The sequence below is a fragment of the Nonomuraea sp. NPDC004702 genome (genome assembly GCF_053601695.1).
Map to the genome: position 1 here is coordinate 124,307 of NZ_JBSGCE010000016.1, position 20,954 is coordinate 145,260.

21 protein-coding genes are annotated in these 20,954 nt (G+C 70.7%); 5 read left to right on the forward strand and 16 right to left on the reverse strand.

The window, feature by feature from the left end:
* The first annotated feature begins 26 nt into the window (after positions 1 to 26).
* Both ACWEJ6_RS21705 and ACWEJ6_RS21710 read left to right on the forward strand, forming a co-directional pair.
* Positions 27 to 950, forward strand: a complete 924-nt coding sequence (locus ACWEJ6_RS21705) for an NAD-dependent epimerase/dehydratase family protein (protein ID WP_387678245.1) — start codon at positions 27 to 29, stop codon at positions 948 to 950.
* A gap of 60 nt (positions 951 to 1,010) precedes the next feature.
* Positions 1,011 to 1,667 carry a class I SAM-dependent methyltransferase gene (locus ACWEJ6_RS21710; RefSeq protein WP_358290033.1) on the forward strand — a complete coding sequence of 219 codons (657 nt, stop codon included), beginning with the start codon at positions 1,011 to 1,013 and terminating at the stop codon, positions 1,665 to 1,667.
* A gap of 18 nt (positions 1,668 to 1,685) precedes the next feature.
* On the opposite strand, the gene ACWEJ6_RS21715 is transcribed toward ACWEJ6_RS21710, so the two are convergent.
* The 3 genes from ACWEJ6_RS21715 to ACWEJ6_RS21725 form a co-directional block, all read right to left on the reverse strand.
* The gene (locus ACWEJ6_RS21715; RefSeq protein WP_452425721.1) at positions 1,686 to 3,092 is read right to left on the reverse strand and encodes a hypothetical protein; all 1,407 of its coding nucleotides are present in this window, start codon (positions 3,090 to 3,092) and stop codon (positions 1,686 to 1,688) included.
* 163 nt (positions 3,093 to 3,255) lie between these two features.
* Positions 3,256 to 4,176, reverse strand: a complete 921-nt coding sequence (locus ACWEJ6_RS21720) for a hypothetical protein (protein ID WP_452425723.1) — start codon at positions 4,174 to 4,176, stop codon at positions 3,256 to 3,258.
* The gene (locus tag ACWEJ6_RS21725) at positions 4,173 to 4,988 is read right to left on the reverse strand and encodes a 2OG-Fe(II) oxygenase (RefSeq protein ID WP_358290041.1); all 816 of its coding nucleotides are present in this window, start codon (positions 4,986 to 4,988) and stop codon (positions 4,173 to 4,175) included. Before ACWEJ6_RS21725 ends, ACWEJ6_RS21720 begins: the two co-directional genes overlap by 4 nt.
* Positions 4,989 to 5,094: 106 nt before the next feature.
* Here ACWEJ6_RS21725 and ACWEJ6_RS21730 point away from each other — a divergent pair, with 106 nt between their 5' ends.
* Positions 5,095 to 6,018, forward strand: coding sequence for a glycosyltransferase family 2 protein (locus ACWEJ6_RS21730; RefSeq protein WP_452425725.1), 924 nt, complete (start codon positions 5,095 to 5,097; stop codon positions 6,016 to 6,018).
* Positions 6,019 to 6,070: 52 nt separating this feature from the next.
* Positions 6,071 to 6,619: a dTDP-4-dehydrorhamnose 3,5-epimerase family protein gene (locus tag ACWEJ6_RS21735; RefSeq protein WP_452425727.1), complete on the forward strand. Its 549-nt coding sequence runs from the start codon at positions 6,071 to 6,073 to the stop codon at positions 6,617 to 6,619.
* On the opposite strand, the gene ACWEJ6_RS21740 is transcribed toward ACWEJ6_RS21735, so the two are convergent.
* The 3 genes from ACWEJ6_RS21740 to ACWEJ6_RS21750 are packed head-to-tail and all read right to left on the reverse strand — an operon-like array spanning position 6,508 to position 9,512.
* Positions 6,508 to 7,902, reverse strand: a complete 1,395-nt coding sequence (locus ACWEJ6_RS21740) for an O-antigen ligase family protein (protein WP_452425729.1) — start codon at positions 7,900 to 7,902, stop codon at positions 6,508 to 6,510. The genes ACWEJ6_RS21735 and ACWEJ6_RS21740 overlap by 112 nt on opposite strands.
* Positions 7,899 to 8,630, reverse strand: coding sequence for a hypothetical protein (locus tag ACWEJ6_RS21745; RefSeq protein ID WP_452425731.1), 732 nt, complete (start codon positions 8,628 to 8,630; stop codon positions 7,899 to 7,901). Before ACWEJ6_RS21745 ends, ACWEJ6_RS21740 begins: the two co-directional genes overlap by 4 nt.
* A gap of 9 nt (positions 8,631 to 8,639) precedes the next feature.
* Positions 8,640 to 9,512, reverse strand: a complete 873-nt coding sequence (locus ACWEJ6_RS21750) for a hypothetical protein (RefSeq protein ID WP_452425733.1) — start codon at positions 9,510 to 9,512, stop codon at positions 8,640 to 8,642.
* A 142-nt stretch (positions 9,513 to 9,654) separates the two neighbouring features.
* Here ACWEJ6_RS21750 and ACWEJ6_RS21755 point away from each other — a divergent pair, with 142 nt between their 5' ends.
* Entirely contained in the window at positions 9,655 to 10,782 is a 1,128-nt protein-coding gene (locus ACWEJ6_RS21755) for an acyltransferase family protein (RefSeq protein ID WP_452425735.1), read from the forward strand.
* Between the two features lie 6 nt (positions 10,783 to 10,788).
* Here the strand turns inward: ACWEJ6_RS21755 and ACWEJ6_RS21760 are convergent, their stop codons facing one another.
* From ACWEJ6_RS21760 to ACWEJ6_RS21805, 10 genes are all read right to left on the reverse strand, one after another.
* On the reverse strand, positions 10,789 to 11,634 hold the full coding sequence (locus ACWEJ6_RS21760) for a hypothetical protein (protein WP_387678218.1): 846 nt from the start codon (positions 11,632 to 11,634) through the stop codon (positions 10,789 to 10,791).
* Positions 11,635 to 11,755: 121 nt separating this feature from the next.
* A complete protein-coding gene (locus tag ACWEJ6_RS21765) occupies positions 11,756 to 12,577 on the reverse strand; it encodes a hypothetical protein (protein WP_397154485.1) in 822 nt (273 codons plus the stop codon).
* Between the two features lie 7 nt (positions 12,578 to 12,584).
* Complete coding sequence (locus ACWEJ6_RS21770) at positions 12,585 to 13,463, reverse strand: glycosyltransferase family 2 protein (RefSeq protein WP_452425737.1); 879 nt, start codon at positions 13,461 to 13,463, stop codon at positions 12,585 to 12,587.
* 15 nt (positions 13,464 to 13,478) lie between these two features.
* On the reverse strand, positions 13,479 to 14,954 hold the full coding sequence (locus tag ACWEJ6_RS21775; RefSeq protein WP_452425739.1) for an oligosaccharide flippase family protein: 1,476 nt from the start codon (positions 14,952 to 14,954) through the stop codon (positions 13,479 to 13,481).
* Positions 14,955 to 14,983: 29 nt separating this feature from the next.
* Entirely contained in the window at positions 14,984 to 15,973 is a 990-nt protein-coding gene (locus tag ACWEJ6_RS21780) for a hypothetical protein (RefSeq protein WP_452425741.1), read from the reverse strand.
* Complete coding sequence (locus ACWEJ6_RS21785) at positions 15,961 to 17,226, reverse strand: DUF4910 domain-containing protein (RefSeq protein WP_452425743.1); 1,266 nt, start codon at positions 17,224 to 17,226, stop codon at positions 15,961 to 15,963. Before ACWEJ6_RS21785 ends, ACWEJ6_RS21780 begins: the two co-directional genes overlap by 13 nt.
* Entirely contained in the window at positions 17,223 to 18,239 is a 1,017-nt protein-coding gene (locus ACWEJ6_RS21790; RefSeq protein ID WP_397213721.1) for an NAD-dependent epimerase/dehydratase family protein, read from the reverse strand. Before ACWEJ6_RS21790 ends, ACWEJ6_RS21785 begins: the two co-directional genes overlap by 4 nt.
* Positions 18,239 to 18,886, reverse strand: a complete 648-nt coding sequence (locus ACWEJ6_RS21795; protein WP_352364726.1) for a PIG-L deacetylase family protein — start codon at positions 18,884 to 18,886, stop codon at positions 18,239 to 18,241. Before ACWEJ6_RS21795 ends, ACWEJ6_RS21790 begins: the two co-directional genes overlap by 1 nt.
* The gene (locus ACWEJ6_RS21800) at positions 18,883 to 19,662 is read right to left on the reverse strand and encodes a sugar phosphate nucleotidyltransferase (protein ID WP_364327144.1); all 780 of its coding nucleotides are present in this window, start codon (positions 19,660 to 19,662) and stop codon (positions 18,883 to 18,885) included. Before ACWEJ6_RS21800 ends, ACWEJ6_RS21795 begins: the two co-directional genes overlap by 4 nt.
* On the reverse strand, positions 19,659 to 20,864 hold the full coding sequence (locus ACWEJ6_RS21805) for a class I SAM-dependent methyltransferase (protein WP_387678349.1): 1,206 nt from the start codon (positions 20,862 to 20,864) through the stop codon (positions 19,659 to 19,661). Before ACWEJ6_RS21805 ends, ACWEJ6_RS21800 begins: the two co-directional genes overlap by 4 nt.
* Between the last annotated feature and the right edge of the window lie 90 nt (positions 20,865 to 20,954).

Here is a 20,954-nt window from a genome sequence, read left to right on the forward strand (position 1 = left end):
CCATCTTCCACGGAGGTCAATCCACGATGTCGTATTGGCCTGAGGCCGTGGTGCTGGTGACGGGTGCGGCCGGGTTCATCGGATCGCACCTGGCCGCGCGTCTGCGCGTGCTCGGCGCGCAGGTGCACGCGGTCAGCCGGCGGCCCCAGCAGGCCCGCCACGGGGAGATCTGGCACCAGGCCCGGCTCGACGACGCCGGCGACACCGCGCGGCTGTTCCGGTCGGTACGCCCGAACCTGCTGTTCCACCTCGCCGGCGAGGTCACCGGGTCGCGCGGCGACGAGGTCGTCCGGGCCACGCTGGAGAGCAACGTCGTGGGCGCGGTCAACGTGTTGTCGGCCGCGCGCGAGCACGGCGTCCGGACGGTGTTCACCGGCTCGATCGAGGAGCCGCGGCCGGGCAACGACCATGCGCCGCCCTCGTCGGCGTACGCGATGTCCAAGTGGGCCGCCACCGGCTACGCGCGGCTCTACCACCGGCTCTGGGACCTTCCCGTCACCGTGCTGCGTCCCAGCATGGTCTACGGCCCGGCCCAGCCCGACACCACCAAGCTGGTGCCGTACGTGACGCTCAGCCTGCTGCGCGGCGAACGTCCCCGGCTGACCAGGGGCGCCAAGCTCGCCGACTGGATCTACGTGGACGACGTCGTCGACGCGTTCGTGCTGGCGGGCGAGTCCGACAAGGCGGTCGGCCACGCGCTCGACGTCGGCACCGGCGTACGGACCGCCGCCCACGAGGTCGTCGAGCGGCTCTACCGCATCACGGGCGCGGACACGCGGCCCGAGTTCGGCGCCGCGCCCGACCGCCCGCACGACATCACGCAGGTCGCCGACATCGTCCCGGCGGCGGATCGGCTCGGCTGGCGCCCTGCCACGGAATTGGACGAAGGGTTGCGCCGGACGGTCAATTGGTATGCATCCCAAGAATGTCACGAAGAAAGGCCCTCTTAGCCGGACGGGCGAAATTCTGCGAGCATGGGGCTACTTATTCCGGCCGGAGGAGTTGCCTTTATGAGCCGCCTGAACGCCCTGCGCAGTCGTTTCGTGGACGCTCCCGACTCGCTGGGAGCCAAGGCGCGGGCACGCAGGTGGCAATGGTTCGCCGCCCGTTTCCCCGACCTCGACCGGATGAACGTCCTCGACCTCGGCGGCACGGCCGGGGCCTGGATGCGCGCCCCGGTCAGGCCCGCGCACGTGCACATCGTCAACCTCGAACAGCCGCCCGCCGACCTGCCGTCCTGGCTGCGGGCCGACGTCGCCGACGCCTGCGACCTGCCGCCCGCGATCCGCGGCAGCCGCTACGACCTGGTCTTCTCCAACGCCGTCATCGAGCACGTCGGCGGACACCAGCGCCGGCAGCGGTTCGCCGACACCGTGCACGAGATGGCCGATCGCCACTGGGTGCAGACGCCCTACCGGTACTTCCCGGTCGAACCGCACTTCCTGTTCCCCGGCTTCCAGTTCCTGCCGCTTGCCGCGCGGACGACGATCCTGCGCCGCTGGCCGCTCGTCCACACGCCGACCTCCGACCGGGACGCCGCCCGGATGATCGCCATGGAGGTCGAGCTGCTGAGCGTGACCGAGATGCGGCACTACTTCCCCAAGTCGCGGCTGCGCTTCGAGCGGCTGGCCGGGCTGGTGAAGTCGGTCATCGCGGTCCGCAGCTGAGGCCCAGGCTCGCCGGGGTCAGTCCGTGCCCATGATGGCCGCGCCGCCGCCCTCCCACGAGTTGCCCTTCCAGACGTTGCCCGGCCCGTTCGCGTCCCAGTACGACACCGGGCCGGCGTAGCCGCCCTTCGGCCAGACCTTGCGGCTGAAGACGTTGTCGATCACCTTGATGTTGGACGACAGGCCCTGCCGTCCGGCGCCCGCGTACAGCGACCAGCCGCCGCCGGCCAGGAAGTTGCCCTGGACGGTGACGTTCCTGGTGACGCCGAAGTCCTGGAAGAGGGCGATGGCGCCGGTCTGGTCGAGGGTGTTGATCACCGTGTTGTGCCGGATGACCAGCTCGGTGCCGGGGGCGGCGGTGCCGGTGGACATGATCATGTCGGTGTGGTCGCCGGAGTAGTACTTCGGGTCGTGCACGTAGGAGTCCTCGACCAGCCCCTGGTCGGTGAGGATGCCGTTGGAGATCGTGTGGATGTCCACGCGGCGGATCGTGATCAGCTTGCCCTGGTTGAGGATGCCGAACTGGGTGCGCACCTTGCCGTTGCCGAAGATCTCGCTGTCCTCGACCTTCAGGCCGGAGAAGCCCTCGCGCTGGAGGATGCCCCAGTAGTCGCTCTGGCCGCGGACGCGGGTGTTGCGGATGGTCACGTTGTCGGCCTCGACGGTGATGTCACCGGTGACGTCCCAGCCGTCGATGACCTTGCCGTCCTCCTTGATGACGATCGAGCCGGTCTTCTTGACCAGGTCGGTGCCGTCGGGGACGCCGGTGTTGCCCGCCCCGGGCCAGCCGCCGCCGCCGCCGGGGGGCGGGGTGGAGGTGGGGGTCTTGGTGGGGGTCTGGGTGGGCGTCTGGGGCGGGGTCTTGGTGGCCGTGGGGGTCGCCGTATGGGTCGCCGTCGGGGTGCCGGTGGGCGTCTTGGTGGGCGTCGGGGTCGGCGACTCGCTGGGCGGCGTGCCCGTGGGGGTCGGGGTCGGGGTGCGGGTGGCCGTGACGGTCGGCGTGGCGGGAGGGCTCACCGTGGGCGTCGTCGTGGGCGTCGTCGTGGGCGTCCCGGGTGGGGTGCCCGGTGGGGTGCCGGGCAGGGTGCCGGTCGGCGTCGGGCGGTGCGTCGGCCGGTGGGTGGGACGGCGCGTCGGGCGCGCGGTCGGCTTCCTCGTGGGCCGCCTGGGCCACCACCTGGGCTCCTGGCTCCGGGTCCCGGTGGGCCGGGGCTTGTGGGTGGTGGGACGCGGCCGGGCTCGCCGGCCGGCGGCGGCCTGCGGCGAGGCCGCGCTGCTCGCCCCACTGGCCTCCGTCAGGACGGCCCGGGGCTCCAGTACGTCGGAGACGACGAGGCCGTACCCGCCGGCCAGCAGCGCCACCACGGAGACCCCGGCCAGGGATAACCAGCCGGTACGTCTCTTCCCTCTTCGATGCCGCGACACAGGCGACTCCTTCCGATCGTGGCCGAGTCCGAGTCCCCCAAGGGGAGAGAGTAGCCATGCCGAAAGAAGAAGTGGTGCCTTTTACCGAAATAAACTCGTTATCCTCCAAATTCACAACAAGCTCATGTTTCTCATCTATCGCGGCAAATCCGACAGAGAGGCGTCATCCCGGCGTCACAGTGCCGCCGTTTTCCCAGGTGTTCCCCTGCCACCGATTTCCGGGCCCGTCTTTATCCCAATATGAAACCGGCCCCGCCGCTCCGCCCTTGGGCCAGACGCGGCGGCTGAACACGTTCCCGATCACCTTGATGTTGGACGACTTCCCCTTCACCCCGGCCCCGGCGTACAGCGACCAGCCGCCGCCGGCCAGCAGGTTGCCCTCGACCGTCACGTCCCTGACCACGCCGAAGTCCTGGAAGAGGGCGATGGCGCCGGTCTGGTCGAGGGTGTTGATCACCGTATTGCGCCGGATGACCAGCTCGGTGCCGGGCGCGGGCGGCCCGGTGGACATGATCATGTCGGTGTGGTCGCCGGAGTAGTACTTCGGGTCGTGCACGTAGGAGTCCTCGACCAGGCCCTGCTGGGTCAGGATGCCGTTGGAGATGGTGTGGACGTCCACGCGGCGGATCGTGATCAGCTTGCCCTGGTTGAGGATGCCGAACTGGGTGCGCGCCCTGCCGTTGCCGAAGATCTCGGTGTCCTCGACCGTCAGGCCGGTGCGTCCCTCGCGCTGGAGGATGCCCCACCAGCCCTTGGTGCCGCGCACCCGCGTGTTGCGGATGACCACGTCGTCGGCCTCGACCGTGATGTAGCCGGTCACCTCGACGCCGTCGATCACCGTGCCGTTCCTGGTCACCCGGATCGATCCTGACTTGCGCAGCGCCATCCCCTCGGGCACGCCGGTGTTGTGCGCGCCCGGCCAGCCCTGCTCGGCCGGCTTCGACGGCGGCGGCGTGCCCGGCCTGGACGTGGCCGCGGCGGGCGACCGGGTGACCTCGGGCCCGCCGGGGGACCCGGTGCAGCCGCCCAGCAGCACGACCAGGACCGCGACGAGGCACCAGGCCCCTCGGACGTACGGCCTCACTCGCCCTTGGTCCTCCGGCCGCCGACGAGGTCGGCCAGCGCGGGCGGCGTCCAGCGTTTGGCGACCTGGCGCAGGTTGCTCTTCCACGCCTCGCCCGGCCGCTGCTTGAACAGCGTGGTGTGGTCGTCGGTGACCTCGTCGTCGGGCCTGCCGTTGGAGTAGTAGTAGAGCGCCATCGAGCGGCGGGCGCGGTCGTCCGGGCAGGTGAGCGGGTCGGGGTGGCCGTGGTTGGCGTCGTCGGTCGTGGCGAACAGCACGAACCGGTTGAAGACCGGCAGGATCTTGCCCTCGCACTCGGTCATGTCCTTGTTCCACAGCTGCAGGTGGCCGCCGTAGCTCTCCTGCCAGTCCTTGTTGAGGTAGAGCAGGCCGTTGAGCCGGCGGTCGAGGTTGAGCCGGCGGCTGCGGTTGAAGTCGGCGTGCACCTTCAGGAAGCCGCCGGGCCGGATCTGGTGCAGGCCGCCGCCCTCGAAGTGCGGGTCGGAGACCAGTTGCGTGATGCCGGTCAGCCGCTCCAGGAACTCGACGAACACGCCGCTGTTGAACTCGGCCAGCAGACGCCGGGTGGCCGGCCCCATGCGCTCGGTGTCGGCCAGCGCCAGCTTCACCTCGCGCGCGCTGTCGAACCGCTGCCAGGTGGCGTCGCGCGGCTCGGGGAACTCGTCGAGGACGGGCTCCAGCACCTCGGGCGGCAGGAAGTCGTCGATGACGACGTGACGGAACGGCGAGGCGGTACGGAACTGCTCGGAGTACTTGTCCGCCAGCGGGAACAGCTCGTCCCGGTGGAAGGTGAAAGCCTGCAGATCCTGCATGGAATGTGTCTCCGTCTCCTACGACACCCGGCCCCTACCTCCTCATCGCCTCATCAGTGCCTTCTGTTACCTGTAACGATCCATTCCCGGCCGCCGATGGCGACATGTGACGCCCGGCTCTCCCCGAGTCGCGATCGTGATCGTGACCTACAACAGCGCGCCGGTCCTCGGCGGTTGCCTGGCCTCCCTGCCCGAGGGCGCGAAGGGGGTCCGGCTCACCGACGTCGTCGTGGCCGACAACGCCTCCAAGGACGACTCGCTCGCCATCGCCGAACAGGCCGCCGGCCTGCCCGTACGGCCCCTTCAGGTGGGCCGGAACGCCGGGTACGCCGCGGCGATCAACGCCGGGGTCGCCTCGCTCGACCTGGACGACCTCGACGCGGTGCTCATCCTGAACCCGGACTGCCGCCTGCGTCCCGGCGCGCTGGCCGTGCTGGCCGCGGCCCTCGACCGGCCCGGCACCGGCATCGCGGTTCCCCGGCTGGTCAGCACCGAGGGGGTGCTCCACCACTCGCTGCGCCGCACGCCCGCGGTACGCCGCGCGCTGGCCGAGTCGCTGGTCGGCGGCCGATTGGCGGGCCGGATCGGCACGCTGGGCGAGATGGTCGTCGATCCGGCCCGCTACGAACGTCCCGGGCCGGCCGACTGGGCCACCGGCGCCGCCATGCTCGTCTCGGCCACGGCGCTGGCCCGGCTCGGCCCCTGGGACGAGTCCTTCCTGCTCTACAGCGAGGAGACCGAGTACGCGCTGCGCGCCGCGGACGCCGGCTGGACCCTCTGGTACGAGCCGGCCGCCGTGGTCGAGCACATCGGCGGCGAGGCCAAGACCAGCCCGATGCTGGCCGCGCTGCTCACCGTCAACCGCGTCCGGCTGTTCCGGCGGCGCCGGGGCCGGGTCGCGACCGCGGGCTTCTACCTGGCGGTGCTGCTCGGCGAGGCGATGCGGGCGGCGGCCGGGCGGCGTACGGCCAGGGCCTCGGTCGTGGCGCTGCTCAGGCCGTCCCGCCGGCTGCGGGCCCTGCCGGGCTGAACCACGGGCCCTCACAGAGGAGCCGCGGGCCCTTCCACAGGAGAGGAACACGATGAGAGTCGAGCGACTGGGGCTCGAAGGCGCGCTGCTGTTCGTGCCGACGCCGAGCCACGACGACCGCGGCCTGTTCACCAGGACCTTCGACGCCGTGATCGCCGCCGAGCACGGGCTGGACCACACGGCGTTCGTCCAGGACAGCCAGTCGCGCTCGCGGCTCGGCACGATCAGGGGCATGCACGGCCGGTCGGGGCGCGGCGAGGCCAAGCTGGTGCGCGCGGCCCGCGGCGCGGTGCTGGACGTCCTGGTGGACGCGCGGCCGGGGTCGCCGACGTTCGGCTCGCACGTCGCCGTCCGGCTCGACGACGTGACCTTCGCCAACCTGTACGTGCCGCCGGGCGTGCTGCACGGCTACCAGGCGCTGACCGAGCAGGCCGACGTCTGCTACCGCATCGACAGGGAGCACGACCCGGCCGAGGACCTGGCCGTCCGCTACGACGACCCCGACCTCGCGCTGCCGTGGCCGTTGCCGGTGACCGCGATCAGCGAGCGCGACAGGTCGGCGGGCTCGTGGAAGGAGCTCAGGGCCATCCTGGCCGCCTGATCGCGGCGTTCGAACCGCATCAGCGCCCCGGCCGCGCCGACGAGCAGGAACAGCACGCTGGTGATGCCGGGGAAGGACAGCAGGTCGAAGGTGGCCGCGCCGAGCAGCGGGATCACCAGGCAGGCGGCGATGGTCAGGCCGAGGTTGCGCACGTTCGGGTCGGTGCTCATCCGGCGCACCCGCAGGGCGACGACGATCCCGCACCCGATCACGCCGACGAACCCGAGCACGCCGACCACCCCGGTCTCCACCAGGGACAGCAGGTACTGGTTGTCGAACACCTGATGCTTGAAGGGGTACCAGGTGCCGAGGCCGCGGCCGAAGAACGGGCTCTTGGCGAACTCCCGCATCGCGAAGGGGTAGTCGTGGGTGCGGTAGATGACGCTGCTGTCCTCGCCCGCGCCGGCGAACAGGTTGTAGAACGTGCCGATCAGGCCCGGCGCCAGCACCTTCATGAAGCCCAGGAACACCACGAACGCGCCGATGGCGACGATCCGCCGCCGGTTGGACCAGCCGAGCAGCAGGATCAGCCCGGCCCCGGCCAGGCCGAGCACGGCCGTCCTGGAGACCGAGAACATCAGGCCGGCCGCGATGACGGCCGCGCAGATCCACCAGCGGGTCGCGGCCTGGCCCCGGCTGCGCGCCTGGAAGCCGAGGTGGGCGGCCAGCGGCAGCAGCATCGCCGACAGCGCGCCGAACTCGATCGGGTGGCCGAGCGTGCCGGCGACCCGGCGCAGGTCGGACCGGGAGATCACGGTCGGCACCTCCTCGACCGAGGAGTGGCGCAGGCCCGGGACGCGCATGTACTCGGTCAGGTCGAAGTCCAGCCGGAACTGCAGCAACGCGACGATCGCGGCGAACGTGCCGCCGATGACGACCGCCTTGAGCACGAAGTCGAGGCGCTCGCGGCTGCCGATCCCGTCGCACATGACCAGCAGCAGGCTCGCGTACCCCAGGTAGAGCACCAGCGTGTGGTCGGCGAGGTTGAGCTCGTCGGAGGGCAGGTAGCGGTAGGTCGTGTAACCGTAGACGGCCAGCAGCAGCATGCCGTAGACGAAGATCGAGGTGCGGACGGGGTTGCCGCCCTTGGCGACGCCGGTCGTGCCGACCATCTGGGCGCACACCCACACCACGCCCATGAACAGGGCCATGATCTCGGCGGGGGTGAGCGAGAGCGGCAGCCCGGCGACCGCCAGGCGGGCCGGCAGGATCAGCAGGAACAGCACGAACAGGCAGGCCAGGGTGGCGCCGTCGGCGCGCCGCGGCAGGACGGTGCCGGTCATCCTTCGTGTCCCGCCGGCGTCCTGGCGCCGTTGGCGAGCGCGGGCTCGAACCGCACGGGACCGCTCCCGGCCCGGGGGCGCGAACGGCGGTGCCGGGCGAAGCTCTCGACGGCGAAGGCGGCGAACAGGCTCATGAAGAACGCCAGCGCGCCGGTGATGACGGCGCTGCGCATGCGGCTGCCCTTCTTCTCGTCGGGCGCGGTCGGCGGCACCACGACGGTGGCGGTCACGTACGTGGCGGGCGGCGCCTTGACCTGCTGCTGCCGGGCCCGCAGCTCCTTCTGGGCCAGGGCGGTGACCTTCACGACGATGCCGTGGGCCAGCTCGGCGGTCGGCGCCTCACAGATGATCACGATGAACGGGGTCGCGGGCATCAGCTCGGGGTTGGTGCCACCGCTGGTGATCTTGAGGGTGACGTCGCCGCCGATGGGCGCGCCGACCTCGGCGGCCGTCCGGGGCGTGTTGAGCGCCTGGATGAGGATCGAGGAGGTCATGCTGAGCCCCTGGTCGAAGGAGACCAGGGGGTTGGTGCGCGGGTTGGGGAACTTGGGGTCGCTCGGCACGCTGCCGCCGGTCACCGGCAGGGTCAGCACGAGCGCCGAGCTGGAGATGAAGGTCTTGGGCGCGACGGCGAACACGCCGAGGGCCGTGACGACCGTGAGCAGGAACGCGGGGACCGTCACGTACCAGCGCTTGAACAGGATCTTCGCCGTCGCCCAGAAGTCCATGGCGGGCCCTCACTTCTCGCCGTCGTCCTGGTTCGCCTTCCTCGGCCCCGGGACGGGCGACAGCGGGCCGGCCCGGTAGGCGGGGAACTCCATGGTGGCCGAGCTGTCCTCGTCGAGGACCGGGAGCTCGGCGGGCTCGGCCGCCTGGACCTCGACCGGCTCGGGCGCCGGAGCCGGAATCGGAACGGGAGTGGCGGCGGGAGGCGCGGCCGGGGCGGCGGGCTCGGGCTGCCGGCGCTGCCGGGGCTCGCGCCGGACCACCACGCCGTAGGCGATGCCGAGGCCCAGGAACAGGGTGAGCAGCGCGCCGCCGATCGCCCCCTGCCAGTTCGCGCTGTGGTCGGCCTCGGGCTTGGAGGGCGGCACGATGTCGGTGGAGGTGATGAAGGTGTTCGGCGGCGCGCCGAGCGTCTTCTGCCACTTGAACAGCTCGCTCGCCACGCGCTCGCGGGCCGCCATGAGCACGGTCGTGGCCTGCCGCGGGGACTCGCTGTCCACCCTGATGTAGATGTAGGGCCCGTTGATGTCCAGGACGTTGGGGTTGGTGCGCCCGTCGTCGATGGTGATCTCGGTCGGGCCGTCCTTGGGGGCGCCGAGCTCGGTCCAGACGTCCTGGGTGTTCATCGCGAGGATGACGATGCTGGCGCCGGTCTTGAGCGCGTCGTTGAAGGAGAGGAAGGGGTTGGTCAGCCCTTGCTTGGTCTTGTCGCTGTTGACCGTGCCGCCGTTCACCGGGGTCGCGAGGACGAGGGAGACGTCGGTCGTGTAGTGGGCCGGGAGGACGAGGTACACCACGCCGCCCACCAGGATCGACAGGAGGATCAGCGGCGGGCCTATCAGAATTCGTCGGAGAAGACCAAGAATCGCCTTCCAGAACTCCATTTTGGTACGTTCCCCCGCATCAGCGAACTTGCCCTATAGCGGACCATCGCCCAATCACTGGCAGACGTTACATCCCCCCAGATCGGTTACATCGGACGTGATCGCCGCGATAGACCTACGACTACGGCGACGGGGGCTTCCGGTGGGGCTGACAACTGAGCGTCCGGCGACACGGAGCAGGCTCGCCGGGCTCGACGGGTTACGGGGGCTGGCCGCGCTGTTCGTGGTCCTGCACCACTGCTGGCTGCTGTCGTTCCCCGGGTTCCCGGTCAACGACGCGCCCTGGTGGACGGGGTGGCTGCTCTACGGGCACTTCGCGGTCGTGGTGTTCATCGTGCTGTCCGGGTTCTCCCTCGCGGTCTCGCCCGCCCGGTCCGGCTGGCGGCTCGGCAGCATCCCGACGTTCTTCAACCGGCGGGCCTGGCGCATCCTGCCGCCGTACTGGGCGGCGCTGCTGTTCAGCCTGGTGATCGCGTGGACGGTCATCCCGCAGCCGGGCCAGCAGGCGCCCACCGGGCAGTCGGTGCTCATCTACGGCCTGCTGCTCCAGGACGTCTTCGGCTCCCCCAGCCCCAACGGCGCCATGTGGTCGATCGCCGTCGAGGCGCAGCTCTACCTGGTGTTCCCGCTGATGGTGCTGGTGCTGCGCCGGTGGGGGGCGGCGGTGATGCTGGGCGCGGTGACGCTGGTCGTGGTGGCCGTGGGAGCGCTGGCGCCGTACGTGCCGGCCGTGGAGCTGCTGATGCGGCTGACCCCGCAGTTCGCCGCGCTGTTCGCCGTGGGCGCGGTGTGCGCCGGGGTGGTGCGGGCGTCGGAGCGCACCGGGCGGCCGCCCTGGCACTGGCTGGCCGCGGCGGCCGCGCTGCCGGTGCTCGCGCTGGTCGTGGTGGCCGGTCCTGAGTGGGTGGTCGGGCACTTCTTCTGGGTGGACCTCGCGGTCGGGCCCGCCGCCGGCCTGCTGCTGGCCGGCGTGGCGACGGGCCGGCCCTCCTGGCTCGTCCGGCTGCTCGACACCCGTCCGGTACGGCGGCTCGGCTCGTTCTCCTACAGCCTCTACCTGATCCACGCGCCGCTGGTGGTCATGGTCAACCGGCTGGTGGTCGCGCCGCGCGTGCCGCCGGGGATGCCCGCCTTCCTCCTCACGCTCGCCCTGGCCGTGCCGGCGAGCGTGGGAGTGGCGTGGTTGTTCGCGTCCGTCTTCGAGCTGCCCTTCCAGCGGCACAGAGGCTGGCGGAGCCTGCGCGAGGCCGCGCGGGCGCGGTTCAGGTGACCCGGATCAGGTGATCTTCGCCAGCGCCTCGGCCTCGTAGGCCGCCGCGAGCTCCTCGGGGATGCGCGACAGGTCGTCGGCCCGGTGGAAGTCGCGCAGGGTGGTGCCGCGGCAGGCGGCGTCCACGTTGGGGGCGGCGGCGCGCGAGCGGACGTCGTCGATGTGGACGGTGCGGAAGTCGATGCTGAACCGGGTCCTGCCGGAGGTGTTGGCGACGGTGGAGTGCAGGTGCGCACCGGAGAACAGCATCATGCCGCCCGGCTCCGGGACGAGCCGCAGCTCGGGGTCGAGGTCGAGCGCCTCCTCCGGCTTGGGCTGCTCCCTGGTGTCGCTGTGGACGTGCTGCGCGGCGGTGGGCCGGCTCACCGCGGTCCATTCCGCGTAGTCGTAGCGCCCGCTGCCGTTGAGCACGGGACGGTCGAAGTACTGCGGGTGCAGGGCGAAGACGTTCTCCGGGACCACCTCGTAGATGGGCATCCACCAGTTGACCTGGCAGAACGGCGCGGAGTACCAGCAGTCCCTGTGCGCGTGGTAGGCGTAGGAGATGCCCGAGTCGAGGTAGTGGTCGGCGGTCGAGGTGCGCAGCCGCGGCACGTCGAAGTACGTCTCGTCCAGCGCCATGCCGAGCTCCTCCAGCAGGGCGCGGATCAGCTTCTTGCTGGTGGGATGATGGATGAAGCGGGGCTTGAGCTCGGCGAGCAGCGCGGCGAAGTCCTCCACCGGCATCTCGTGCTGGGCGGTCTGCGGGTCGCGTGCTCCGAACGCCTCCTCGATCAGCTCGCGGGCGAACTCGATCAGCTTGGTCGAGGCGGGGGTGGCGGAGTAGAGGAACACGTCCCCTTTGAAGATCATTTGGCGCCGAACATCATCCCGAATTCGGCTATTGGTTAATATAACGGACATAGCGAGATTTACCCCCTCGCGTCGTTCTTTTCCTTTCTCTCGCCGGTGCCCGCTTCTTCGTTACAGGGAATTACAGCGGCAATTGTGTCTCGGTGTCCGGACGGGCGACGTAGGTCGAGTAGTCGGGGTGGTCGAACCGGTGCAGCGCCTGGATGTTGTCGTTCCAGGGGGCGGGGACCGGGCGCTTGTGCCGCAGGCCGTGGATCGGGGCCAGCTTCATCGCCTTGTTGTCCTCGTTGAACTCCCGGATCGCGCTCAGCTCGCCGACGTAGTCGTTGTGGATGACCTGGTCGTCGTCGCCGACGGTGTCGTCCAGGTAGACGAACACGCGGGGCAGGAAGTAGCGGTGGTCGCCGGCGAACAGCCTGAGCGCCGCCGCCGTCGAGGAGTAGAAGTCCACGTCGATCGAGACGAAGCCGATGGGCGCGGGGTGCTCGCCGTCCAGGAACTCCCCTACGGTGTCCTCGATGTTGCCCAGGATCAGCCGCGCCGCTCCCAGGCGGGCGCGCAGGGCCTCGACATCCATGACGAAGTCGCCCTCGCGCCAGATGTAGGGCAGGTCGCGGTAGTCGGTGGGCTTGGGCAGGCCGGCGCCGGTGTCGAAGCCGTACACGTCGATCTTGACGCCGGTCGCCGCCGTCGCCAGCGCCGCCATGCGGTTGAGCTCGACCATGCCCGCGCCGCCGGCGACGCCGAACTCGACCACGCTGATCCGGCCGACGCCGAGCCGCCTGGCCAGCTCGGCCGCCTGCTGGACGCCGTACGCGTAGTGCGGCCGCGGATAGAGGTCGAGCGCGCAGCGCAGCTCGTGGGAGCCGAACGGCAGGCGCCGCAGGACGGCCAGCAGGATGCGGCCCGGCTGCATGAGCAGCCGCACGATGCGAATCAGCACGAGGGTTTCACCCTTTCGAGGAGACGAGTCGGGCGGCCAACCCGGCGATCTTGCGGCTGCGGTGCGTCAGCATCTGCTGCTGACGCCGCCAGTACGTGCGCAGCAGCACGGCCCGCGCGCGGGCGCGTTGCTCCGCCGACAGATCCGTGCCGCCGAGGGCCCGGTGCATGGCCCGGAACTGCAGCGTGGTGGCGAAATGGGCGGTCCAGGCGGGCACGCCGAGCGCCGCGGCGATCCCGGACAGGCGGCGTTCGCGCAGGTTGCGATGGGCCAGCACCCGCGGGACGTGCCCCCAGGGCGCGGTCAGCGCGAGCATGGTGGCGTAGACCTCGTCCTCACGGATCATCAGCGGTCTGGGCACGGCGGCCACCCGCTCGCGCCGCATCAGCCCGTAGAGGGGGTCGAGGCCGTGGTGCTGGGTCGTGACCACGTCCCACAGCTCGTCGAGGCGGTCGACCGGGTCGTCGGAGAGCATCCGGGTGCCGCGGTAGCGCGGCTCGTGGACGGTCCCGTCCGCGCCGGTGTACCGGACGTCGGAGGTGACCAGGATGAGCCGCTCGTCGGCCAGGAACGGCTCCAGCGTGCGCGAGACGTAGTCGGGTTCGAGCAGGTCGTCGTCGCCCATCCAGCGGAAGAACTCGCCGCGCGCGCGGCGCAGCACCTCCACGAAGTTCCCCACCACGTGCAGGTCGTGGGGCTGGCGGTGGTAGGCGATGCGGTCGTCCTGGCGGGCCAGCTCGCGGCAGAGCTCCTGCGTGCCGTCGGTGGAGGCGTTGTCCGAGATCACGACCTCCAGCTCGGCGTGATCCTGGGCGAGCGCGGAGCGCACGGCCGTCTCCAGCCGGTCCGCGCCGTTGCGTACCGGGATTCCGATGGACACCAGCATCGTCTCTCCTCGGGGTCAGCGCGCGCGGGCGGGCAGCAGCCGCACCAGACGGGCGCTCACTAGGTGGAACTGGTCGCGGGTCACCACGACCAGCACGTACGCCAGCAGTCCGCCGCCGCCGGCCAGGGCGAGCTGGACGAACGGGCTGCCGTGGGTCAGGCTCGCCAGGCCGAGCATGACGGCGGCGCAGACCACCGCCCCGACCGCCGGGCGTACGAGACCGGGCAGCACCGGCCCGAGCCGGACCCCCGCCCGCTGCACGGCGATCATCGCCAGCGGCAGCGCGACCAGCACGGCGGCGGCGGCCTGGCCGATCGCGGCGCCCCGGATGCCGTCGAGGTGCGTGCCGGCGATGACCGCCGGGATCATCGCCGCGGCGTGGCCGAGGTTCATCCAGACGGTCGAGCGGGTGGCGCCCTGGCCGTTCAGGATGTCGAGCGCGAAGGCGGTGAGCATGCGCACCACCATCAGGACCGCCAGGAAACGCAGCACCCCGGCGGACTGCTCCCACTGCGGGCCGTAGATGAAGATGATCAGCGAGTGCGCCAGCACCGCCATGAACACCGCCAGCGGCAGCACCATGGCGATGAGCAGCGGCACGCTGCGCTGGACGCCGATCGACAACGACTCCGCGTCCCGCTCGGCCAGCCGGGAGAAGCCGGCGATCGACACCATGCGGATGGCGCTGCCGATGATGCCGGGCACCCAGCTCGACACGTTGAACGCCATCAGGTAGAACCCGAGCCACGCATCGCCCATGATGTTGCCGACGATGATGTAGCCCACGTTGAGCAGCAGGACCTCCAGGGCGATCCCGGCCGCCGAGGGGATCCCGAACCTCAGCAGCCGGCCCGCGACGTTCCGGTCGAACCCCAGCCGGTAGGGCAGCCGGGCGTAGATCAGCATGAAGACGCCGGTGACCACGGCCCCGGCGAGCTGCCCCCAGGCGAAGCTGTAGGCTCCGGCGCCGTTGACCGCGAGCACGATGGCCACCGGCGCGTTGACCAGGAAGCCCGCGAGCACCGCCTTGGCGTTCTTGCCGGTGCGGAACCAGCGCAGCAGGGCCGCGCTGCGCACCGCCGTGACCGCCTCGACCAGGATGACCGCGGTGAGGATGCGCACCACGGAGGTGGCCTCCGCGCTGCCGGCCAGCGCCGAGAAGTACGGCGCACCGACCCAGAAGAGCCCGTACAGGCCGAGCGCGGAGATCATCGTGAGCGTCGTGGCCGTGGGCGCGATGTCCTCCAGCCGGCCGCGCCACTGCACGACGGCCGACATGACGCCGACGTCCTTGACCACCATGACGAACTGGGTGGCCGCGAGCGCGACGGCGTACGTGCCGAAGTCCGCGGGTGCGAGGAGCCGGGCCAGGATCAGCCCGAGGATGAACGAGCCCGCACGGGTGACGAGCGTGCCGAGCAGGCTCCACACCGCCCCTCGACCCGCCTTGCGCCCAATGTCACTGATGTCCGGGCTCGCCTGATCCACCATGCTGTGCCCTACTTTTGCTCGTTGACCCGCTACTTTTGCTCGTTGACCCGCTCCAGCCAGATCTCCCGCCAGAACGGGATGAACGCGCGGGGGCAGTTGGACTTGTACACGCCGTCGCAGATGATTCCGTCCAAGGCGATGCACGGATTTTTCATCTCAAGCAGCTTTCCGGTCTTCTCGTCGATGCAGCGCTCGACCCGCGCGGTCACCCGGGCGACCTTGCCGCACGACCGGGCCATGTCCTCCTCGAAGCCCAGCCCCCGGTTGAACCCCTTGGTGGTGAGCGTGGCGACGATCTCGTCCTTGGACTTGATCCGGACCAGCTCGCCCGGCTGGAGGTCGGTCGTCCCGGTCGGGGCCGGGCCGGTGTGCGGGCCGGGCTGCACGAACCCCCAGTCCAGGCCGCCCCTGAAGCGCAGCGCCCGGGGGAACCTCCTGGACAGCCGCTGGTAGCGGTTGAACAGGCCGAAGAACAACGTCCGGACGGTCGAGGCGATCCCGGCGTTGCCCACCCGGACGTCGGTGACGTACTGGCCCAGGTCGCGGAACGGAAGCAGCTCGGGGGCGGCCCGCAGCAGCTCGGTCGCCTGGCAGCGGAACCGTTCCTCGCCGTCCGGCGCGGGCTCCTTGCGGGTGTTGACCTCCAGCAGCGGCAGCAGCGGCCGCTCGGGACGGACCCGCTCCTCGGCCGTGGGCGGCCCGTCGACCTTCCGCAGCCAGGACGTCTTCCAGTAGAGCAGGCAGGCCGTCTGGCAGCCGCCGTGGGCCGTGCCGTCGCAGCGGGAGCCGGTCAGGTGGACGGCGTCCTCCATCTTCCGCATCCCGGTCCTGGTCATCGTGTCGCAGAGCTTGTTGGCCACCTTGTGGACGGTCAGCCGTTGCCCGCAGAACCGCAGCATCTCCGGCATGAACGGGAGGCTGTCCAGCTCTCCGCGCTCATCGAGGGTCGCCAGGATCTCTTCAGCACTGAGAACCTCGACCACGTCGCCGACTTTCAGCGCCAGGCTCAATCCACCCACTCCTTCAGCAGGCCCGCGTTCTGCAGGGCGTTCGCCGCGTCCGCCAATGCCTGGAACGGCAGGTTCGACCGTTCCGCGATGTCGAGCAGGCTGTGCCGCCCGTCGGAAAGGTTGAGCACCCACAACATCGCCATCTGGGCCTGTTTCGTGTCACTGCGGCCGCCCAGCGAGCCGTACAGGCCGCGCGCCCCGAGCTGGGGCTCGCCGTACGGGCTGAGGTTCTGGTAGCGGCGGTTGCCCTCCAGGACCCGTACGGCGCTCCACAGCGTCTCCAGGGTGTCCTCCATGGCCTCGGGCCGCACGAAGTCCGGATCGTCGGCCGAGGTGTGGTACTCCGGGTAACCCCCGTAGGGCGTCCTGGTCAGCGAGCCCACGGGCAGGTCGAACCCCGGCGAGCAGTACTGCCGCTCGTCGTAGCCGTAGGGCGAGAAGTCCAGGAGGGTGTGCGGCCGGTCCTTGAGCACGTGCGCGAAGACCTGGTCGATCTCGGCGTCGCCGCGCCTGCTGCGCTTGTAGGTGATCGTCCCGGCGTCCCCGGCGCAGGCCAGGGTGAGGCCGTGCCTGATCCGGTCCACGCGCTCGCGGTTGAGCGCCAGCCAGGTGATCGCGCCGATGGTGCCGGGCGCGAACACGAACCGGTAGGTGTACCACGGGTCGAGGAGCCGCTGGGCCAGCGACACCGCCACCGCCACCCCGGCCAGGTTGTCGTTGGCCAGCGAGGGATGGCACACGTGGCAGGAGATCAGCACCTCCTCCGAGCTGCGGCCCCGGATCACGTGCTCGCCGTAGGTCAGGTGGCCGTCGGCGAGCGTGGAGTCGATCCTGACCTCGTACGGGCCTTCCGCCAGCCCGTCCAGGGTGTTCTGGCTCAGGCAGAAGCCCCAGGTCTCGGCGTAGTAGCTGGTCCGGTACGGCACCAGGTCCGGCTGGCCGGGCAGCGTGTGCAGGCGCCCGCGCAGCTCGGCCAGCGACATGGTGGCCTCGACCGGCGCGCTGTAGCCGACGACGTGCAGGTTGCTGCGCCGGAAGTCGACGACCCGGTTCCCGGCGGCGTCCTTGACGTAGGCGTCGCGGATGTTCCACTCGCGGGGGATCGTCCAGTCGAGCACCTGCGTGCCCGTCGGAACCTCGGTGATCTCCAGCGGGATCGAGCCACCGATGATCTCCAGGGTGCGGCGCAGGCCGTCGCCGGTGATGCTGCGGCACAACGGGTAGAGCCGCCGTACCAGGTCGTGCATCTCCGGGCCGGTCATGGCCGCAGGGTGGCGTCGACGGTGCCGGCCTCGCGCCGGTCGGCGAGCCGGGCCAGCCTGGTGAAGCGGCGGTCGAAGTCGTGCCGGGTCAGGCCGTGCTCGCGGTAGGCGTCGATGAGCTCGACGGCGCCCGCCTTGACCGTCCAGCGGGCCTCGTAGCCCAGGGCGGACCTGATCCGGGAGAAGTCGACGCGGTAGGAGCGCGGGTCGGCGCCCGTCTCGCCGGTGATCGTCAGCGTCGAGCCTGGGACGGCCGCGACCACCTCGGCCGCGATCTCGGCCACGGTCACGTTGTTGGCCTCGGTGCCCACGTTGAAGGCCGTGGCGTGCACGGCCTCGCGCGGCGCGGTCAGGGCGGCGGCGAACGCGTCGGCGATGTCCCTGGCGTGCACCAGCGGACGCCACGGGGTGCCGTCGGACAACACCCGGACCTCGCCGGTCAGGTGCGCGTGGCCCACCAGGTTGTTCAGCACGATGTCGGCGCGCAGCCGCGGCGAGAACCCGAAGGCGGTGGCGTTGCGCAGGAACACCGGGGTGAAGTCGTCGTCGGCCAGCGCGGTCAGGTCGTCCTCGACCCGCACCTTCGACTCGGCGTACGGCGTGACCGGGCGCAGCGGGGCCTCCTCGTCCAGCAGGTCCGCGCCGCCGGAGGCGCCGTAGACCGAGCAGGTGGAGGCGTACAGGAAGCGGCGCACGCCCGCGTCCTTGGCCAGCCTGGCCAGCCGTACGGAGGCGTGGTGGTTGATGTCGTAGGTCAGGTCGGGCGCGAGCGCGCCGAGCGGGTCGTTGGACAGGGCGGCCAGGTGGATCACCGCGTCGAACCCGGCGACGTGCTCGGGGCCGGCGTCGCGCAGGTCCACGGCGTGCGCCTCGACCGGCTCGGGCTCGGGCCCGAGCACGCAGTCGGCGAACAGGCCGGAGTCCAGGCCGACGACCTGGTGCCCGGCCTCGGCCAGGACGGGGGCCATCACGCTGCCCAGGTAGCCCTGGTGGCCGGTGAGAAGTACCCGCATCAGTTCTCCAGATCGACGGTCAGCTTGGACACGTGGAACGCCTCGGCGTACCGCGTGTGGCATTCGATGCCCCGGATGCGGGCCAGGCCCAGGAACGCCTCGCGGTCGTACCAGGGGCGGTGCCGCTGCGAGGCGTAGTGGCGCTGGAGCAGGTCCGCCTTGCGCTCGGCCACCTCCGGCGTGAGCGGCTGGTAGACCGCGGGGGCGGCCAGGTCGCCGTCCCACTTGACGATCTCGTAGCCGAGCGTCAGGTGGTCGCGGAAGGCGGTGGGCACCAGCTCGGCCAGCCCCCGGTGGTCCTGGTGGGCGTCGCCGCGCCAGGGCGCCAGGATCAGGCCCGGCTCGGTGCGGGCGCGCAGCTCCTCGACCGCGGCCTTGGCCTCCTCCCAGCGGGCCGGCAGGTAGCCGTCGGGCAGCTTGAGCACGCTCACCCGCAGGTCCGCGCCGGGGCAGAAGTCGGCCAGCGCGGCGCGCTCCTCGTCCTCCCGCTCGGTCCCGCCGCCGGACAGCACCAGCGCGTCCACGCGCACGCCGGGACGGGCGGCGCAGATCGTCAGCAGGCTGCCGCCGGCTCCGATCGCCAGGTCGTCGCAGTGCGCGGCGAGCGCCACGACGGAGGTCACGCCCCCGGGACGCAGTCCGATCACCGGGACCGTTCCCACAGAGCCCACGGGCGCACGCCGCGCGAGTACGCCTCGTCCAGCTCCATGCGCTGGTTGACGGTGTCGGTGGGCCGCCAGTAGCCGCGATGGGGGTAGGCCAGCAAGCGTCCGCGCTTGGCCAGCTCGGCGCAGCCGTCGGCGACCAGGTCGCCGTTCTCCGGGATGTGCTCGAAGATCTCCTGGGTCAGCACGAAGTAGCCGCCGTTGACCCACACCGGCATCTCACTGACCGGCGAGATGCCGCCGACCAGCCCGTTCTCGCCGACGTCCACGCAGTGGAAGGTCTGGGACGGCGGCACCACCATCATCGAGGCGGCCGCGCCGGACTCGGTGAACCGGTCGATGATCTCGGGCAGCGGCGCGTCGGTGAGCACGTCGGCGTAGTTGGCGAGGAACACCTCGTCGTCGCCCAGATGGCTGCGGACCCGGCGTAACCGCTCCCCGATCGGGGAGTCCGTCCCGGTCTGCACGAACGAGATGGACCAGTCGGAGATGTCGCTCGACAGCAGCTCGACCTTGCCGCCGCGCAGCACGAAGTCGTTGGAGGTGGCCTCCTGGTAGCCGAGGAAGAAGTCCTTGATGTGGTGGGCGCCGTACCCCAGGCACAGGATGAACTCCTTGTGTCCGAAGTGGGCGTAGTAGCGCATCACGTGCCAGAGCAGCGGTCGCGGACCGACGAGCGCCATCGGTTTGGGCACCTCGCCCGGCACACCGGTCCGCATCCGGGTGCCGAATCCTCCGCAGAACAAGACAACCTTCACACGACCTCCAGGTGTGGGATCGGGAAGACCAGCCGGCCTCCCCATTCGTGCACATAGGAGAGCTGAGCGGTGAGCTCTTCGCGCAGGTTCCACGGCAGGACCAGCACATAGTCCGGACGGTCCTGGGCGATGCGCTCCGGCGGAGCGATCGGGATCCTGGTGCCCGGCGTGAACCTGCCGTGTTTGTACGGATTGCGATCCACGGTGTAGGCCAGCAGATCCGGCCGGATGCCACAGTGGTTGAGCAGCGTGTTGCCCTTGCCCGGCGCGCCGTACCCGGCGACCGTCTTGCCCTCCTCGGCGGCGGTGATCAGGAATCGGAGCAGGTCGCGGCGGACGCGGGCGACCCGCTCCGCGAACCCCGCGTATCCGGAGAGGTCGTGCAGCCCGGCGGCCTTCTCCCTGGCGAGCACGTCGAGCACGCGGCCGGACGGGCTGCCCGAGGGCCGCGCCCACAGCCGGATCGACCCGCCGTGGGTGGGCAGCAGCTCGACGTCGACCAGGGTCAGGCCGCCGCTCGCCAGCGCCCGCTGCGCGGAGGCCACCGTGTAGTACTGGAAGTGCTCGTGGTAGATCGTGTCGTACTGGTTCAGCTCCACGAGCGTGAGCAGGTGCTGGACCTCGATCGAGACCCATCCGTCGTCGGCCACCAGGGCGCGCAGCCCCTTGGTGAAGCCGATGACGTCGGGGATGTGCGCGTAGACGTTGTTGGCCACCACCAGGTCGGCGGGACCGTTCCCGTCCCGCACCGACGCGCCCGTCTCCGGGGTGAGGAACGCGGTGAGCGTCGGCACGCCCTTGTCCTTGGCCGCCTGCCCCACGTTGGCCGACGGCTCGATGCCGAGGCACCGGATGCCGCGTCCGACCACGTGCTGCAGCAGGTAGCCGTCGTTGCTGGCCACCTCGACCACGAACGACGGCTTCAACCGTTCCACGGCCGTGTCGACGAACCGCCGCGCGTGCTCCACCCAGGAGGCAGAAAATGACGCGAAGTAGGCGTATTCGGTGAATGTCTCTTCCGGTGTGATCAACGGCGGGATCTGGGCCAGCCAGCAGCCCGTGCAAACCCGCAGATGAAGGGGATAGGTGAGCTCGGGCTGATCGAGTTGTTCCGCCGTGAGGAAGAGCTCACAGGGCGGTGTCGCCCCGAGATCCACCACGCCGACCAGGTCCGTCGAGCCGCACAACCGGCACGATGTCATCAACAAAGGGCCCCACCCAGAAATGACAAGATTTCCCCCTTTGGAAACCCACAGCCATACTTCGGGTGAGCGGCAATGAGTGTTACAAGT

Excerpts from the sequence above, each read along its gene's own strand:
- ACWEJ6_RS21705 (WP_387678245.1), top strand. The coding sequence starts at position 27 with ATGTCGTATTGGCCTGAGGCCGTGGTGCTGGTGACGGGTGCGGCCGGG.
- ACWEJ6_RS21710 (WP_358290033.1), top strand. The coding sequence starts at position 1,011 with ATGAGCCGCCTGAACGCCCTGCGCAGTCGTTTCGTGGACGCTCCCGAC.
- ACWEJ6_RS21725 (WP_358290041.1), bottom strand. The coding sequence starts at position 4,988 with ATGCAGGATCTGCAGGCTTTCACCTTCCACCGGGACGAGCTGTTCCCG.
- ACWEJ6_RS21735 (WP_452425727.1), top strand. The coding sequence starts at position 6,071 with ATGAGAGTCGAGCGACTGGGGCTCGAAGGCGCGCTGCTGTTCGTGCCG.
- ACWEJ6_RS21740 (WP_452425729.1), bottom strand. The coding sequence starts at position 7,902 with ATGACCGGCACCGTCCTGCCGCGGCGCGCCGACGGCGCCACCCTGGCC.
- ACWEJ6_RS21745 (WP_452425731.1), bottom strand. The coding sequence starts at position 8,630 with ATGGACTTCTGGGCGACGGCGAAGATCCTGTTCAAGCGCTGGTACGTG.
- ACWEJ6_RS21750 (WP_452425733.1), bottom strand. The coding sequence starts at position 9,512 with ATGGAGTTCTGGAAGGCGATTCTTGGTCTTCTCCGACGAATTCTGATA.
- ACWEJ6_RS21760 (WP_387678218.1), bottom strand. The coding sequence starts at position 11,634 with ATGATCTTCAAAGGGGACGTGTTCCTCTACTCCGCCACCCCCGCCTCG.
- ACWEJ6_RS21770 (WP_452425737.1), bottom strand. The coding sequence starts at position 13,463 with ATGCTGGTGTCCATCGGAATCCCGGTACGCAACGGCGCGGACCGGCTG.
- ACWEJ6_RS21775 (WP_452425739.1), bottom strand. The coding sequence starts at position 14,954 with ATGGTGGATCAGGCGAGCCCGGACATCAGTGACATTGGGCGCAAGGCG.
- ACWEJ6_RS21785 (WP_452425743.1), bottom strand. The coding sequence starts at position 17,226 with ATGACCGGCCCGGAGATGCACGACCTGGTACGGCGGCTCTACCCGTTG.
- ACWEJ6_RS21790 (WP_397213721.1), bottom strand. The coding sequence starts at position 18,239 with ATGCGGGTACTTCTCACCGGCCACCAGGGCTACCTGGGCAGCGTGATG.
- ACWEJ6_RS21805 (WP_387678349.1), bottom strand. The coding sequence starts at position 20,864 with ATGACATCGTGCCGGTTGTGCGGCTCGACGGACCTGGTCGGCGTGGTG.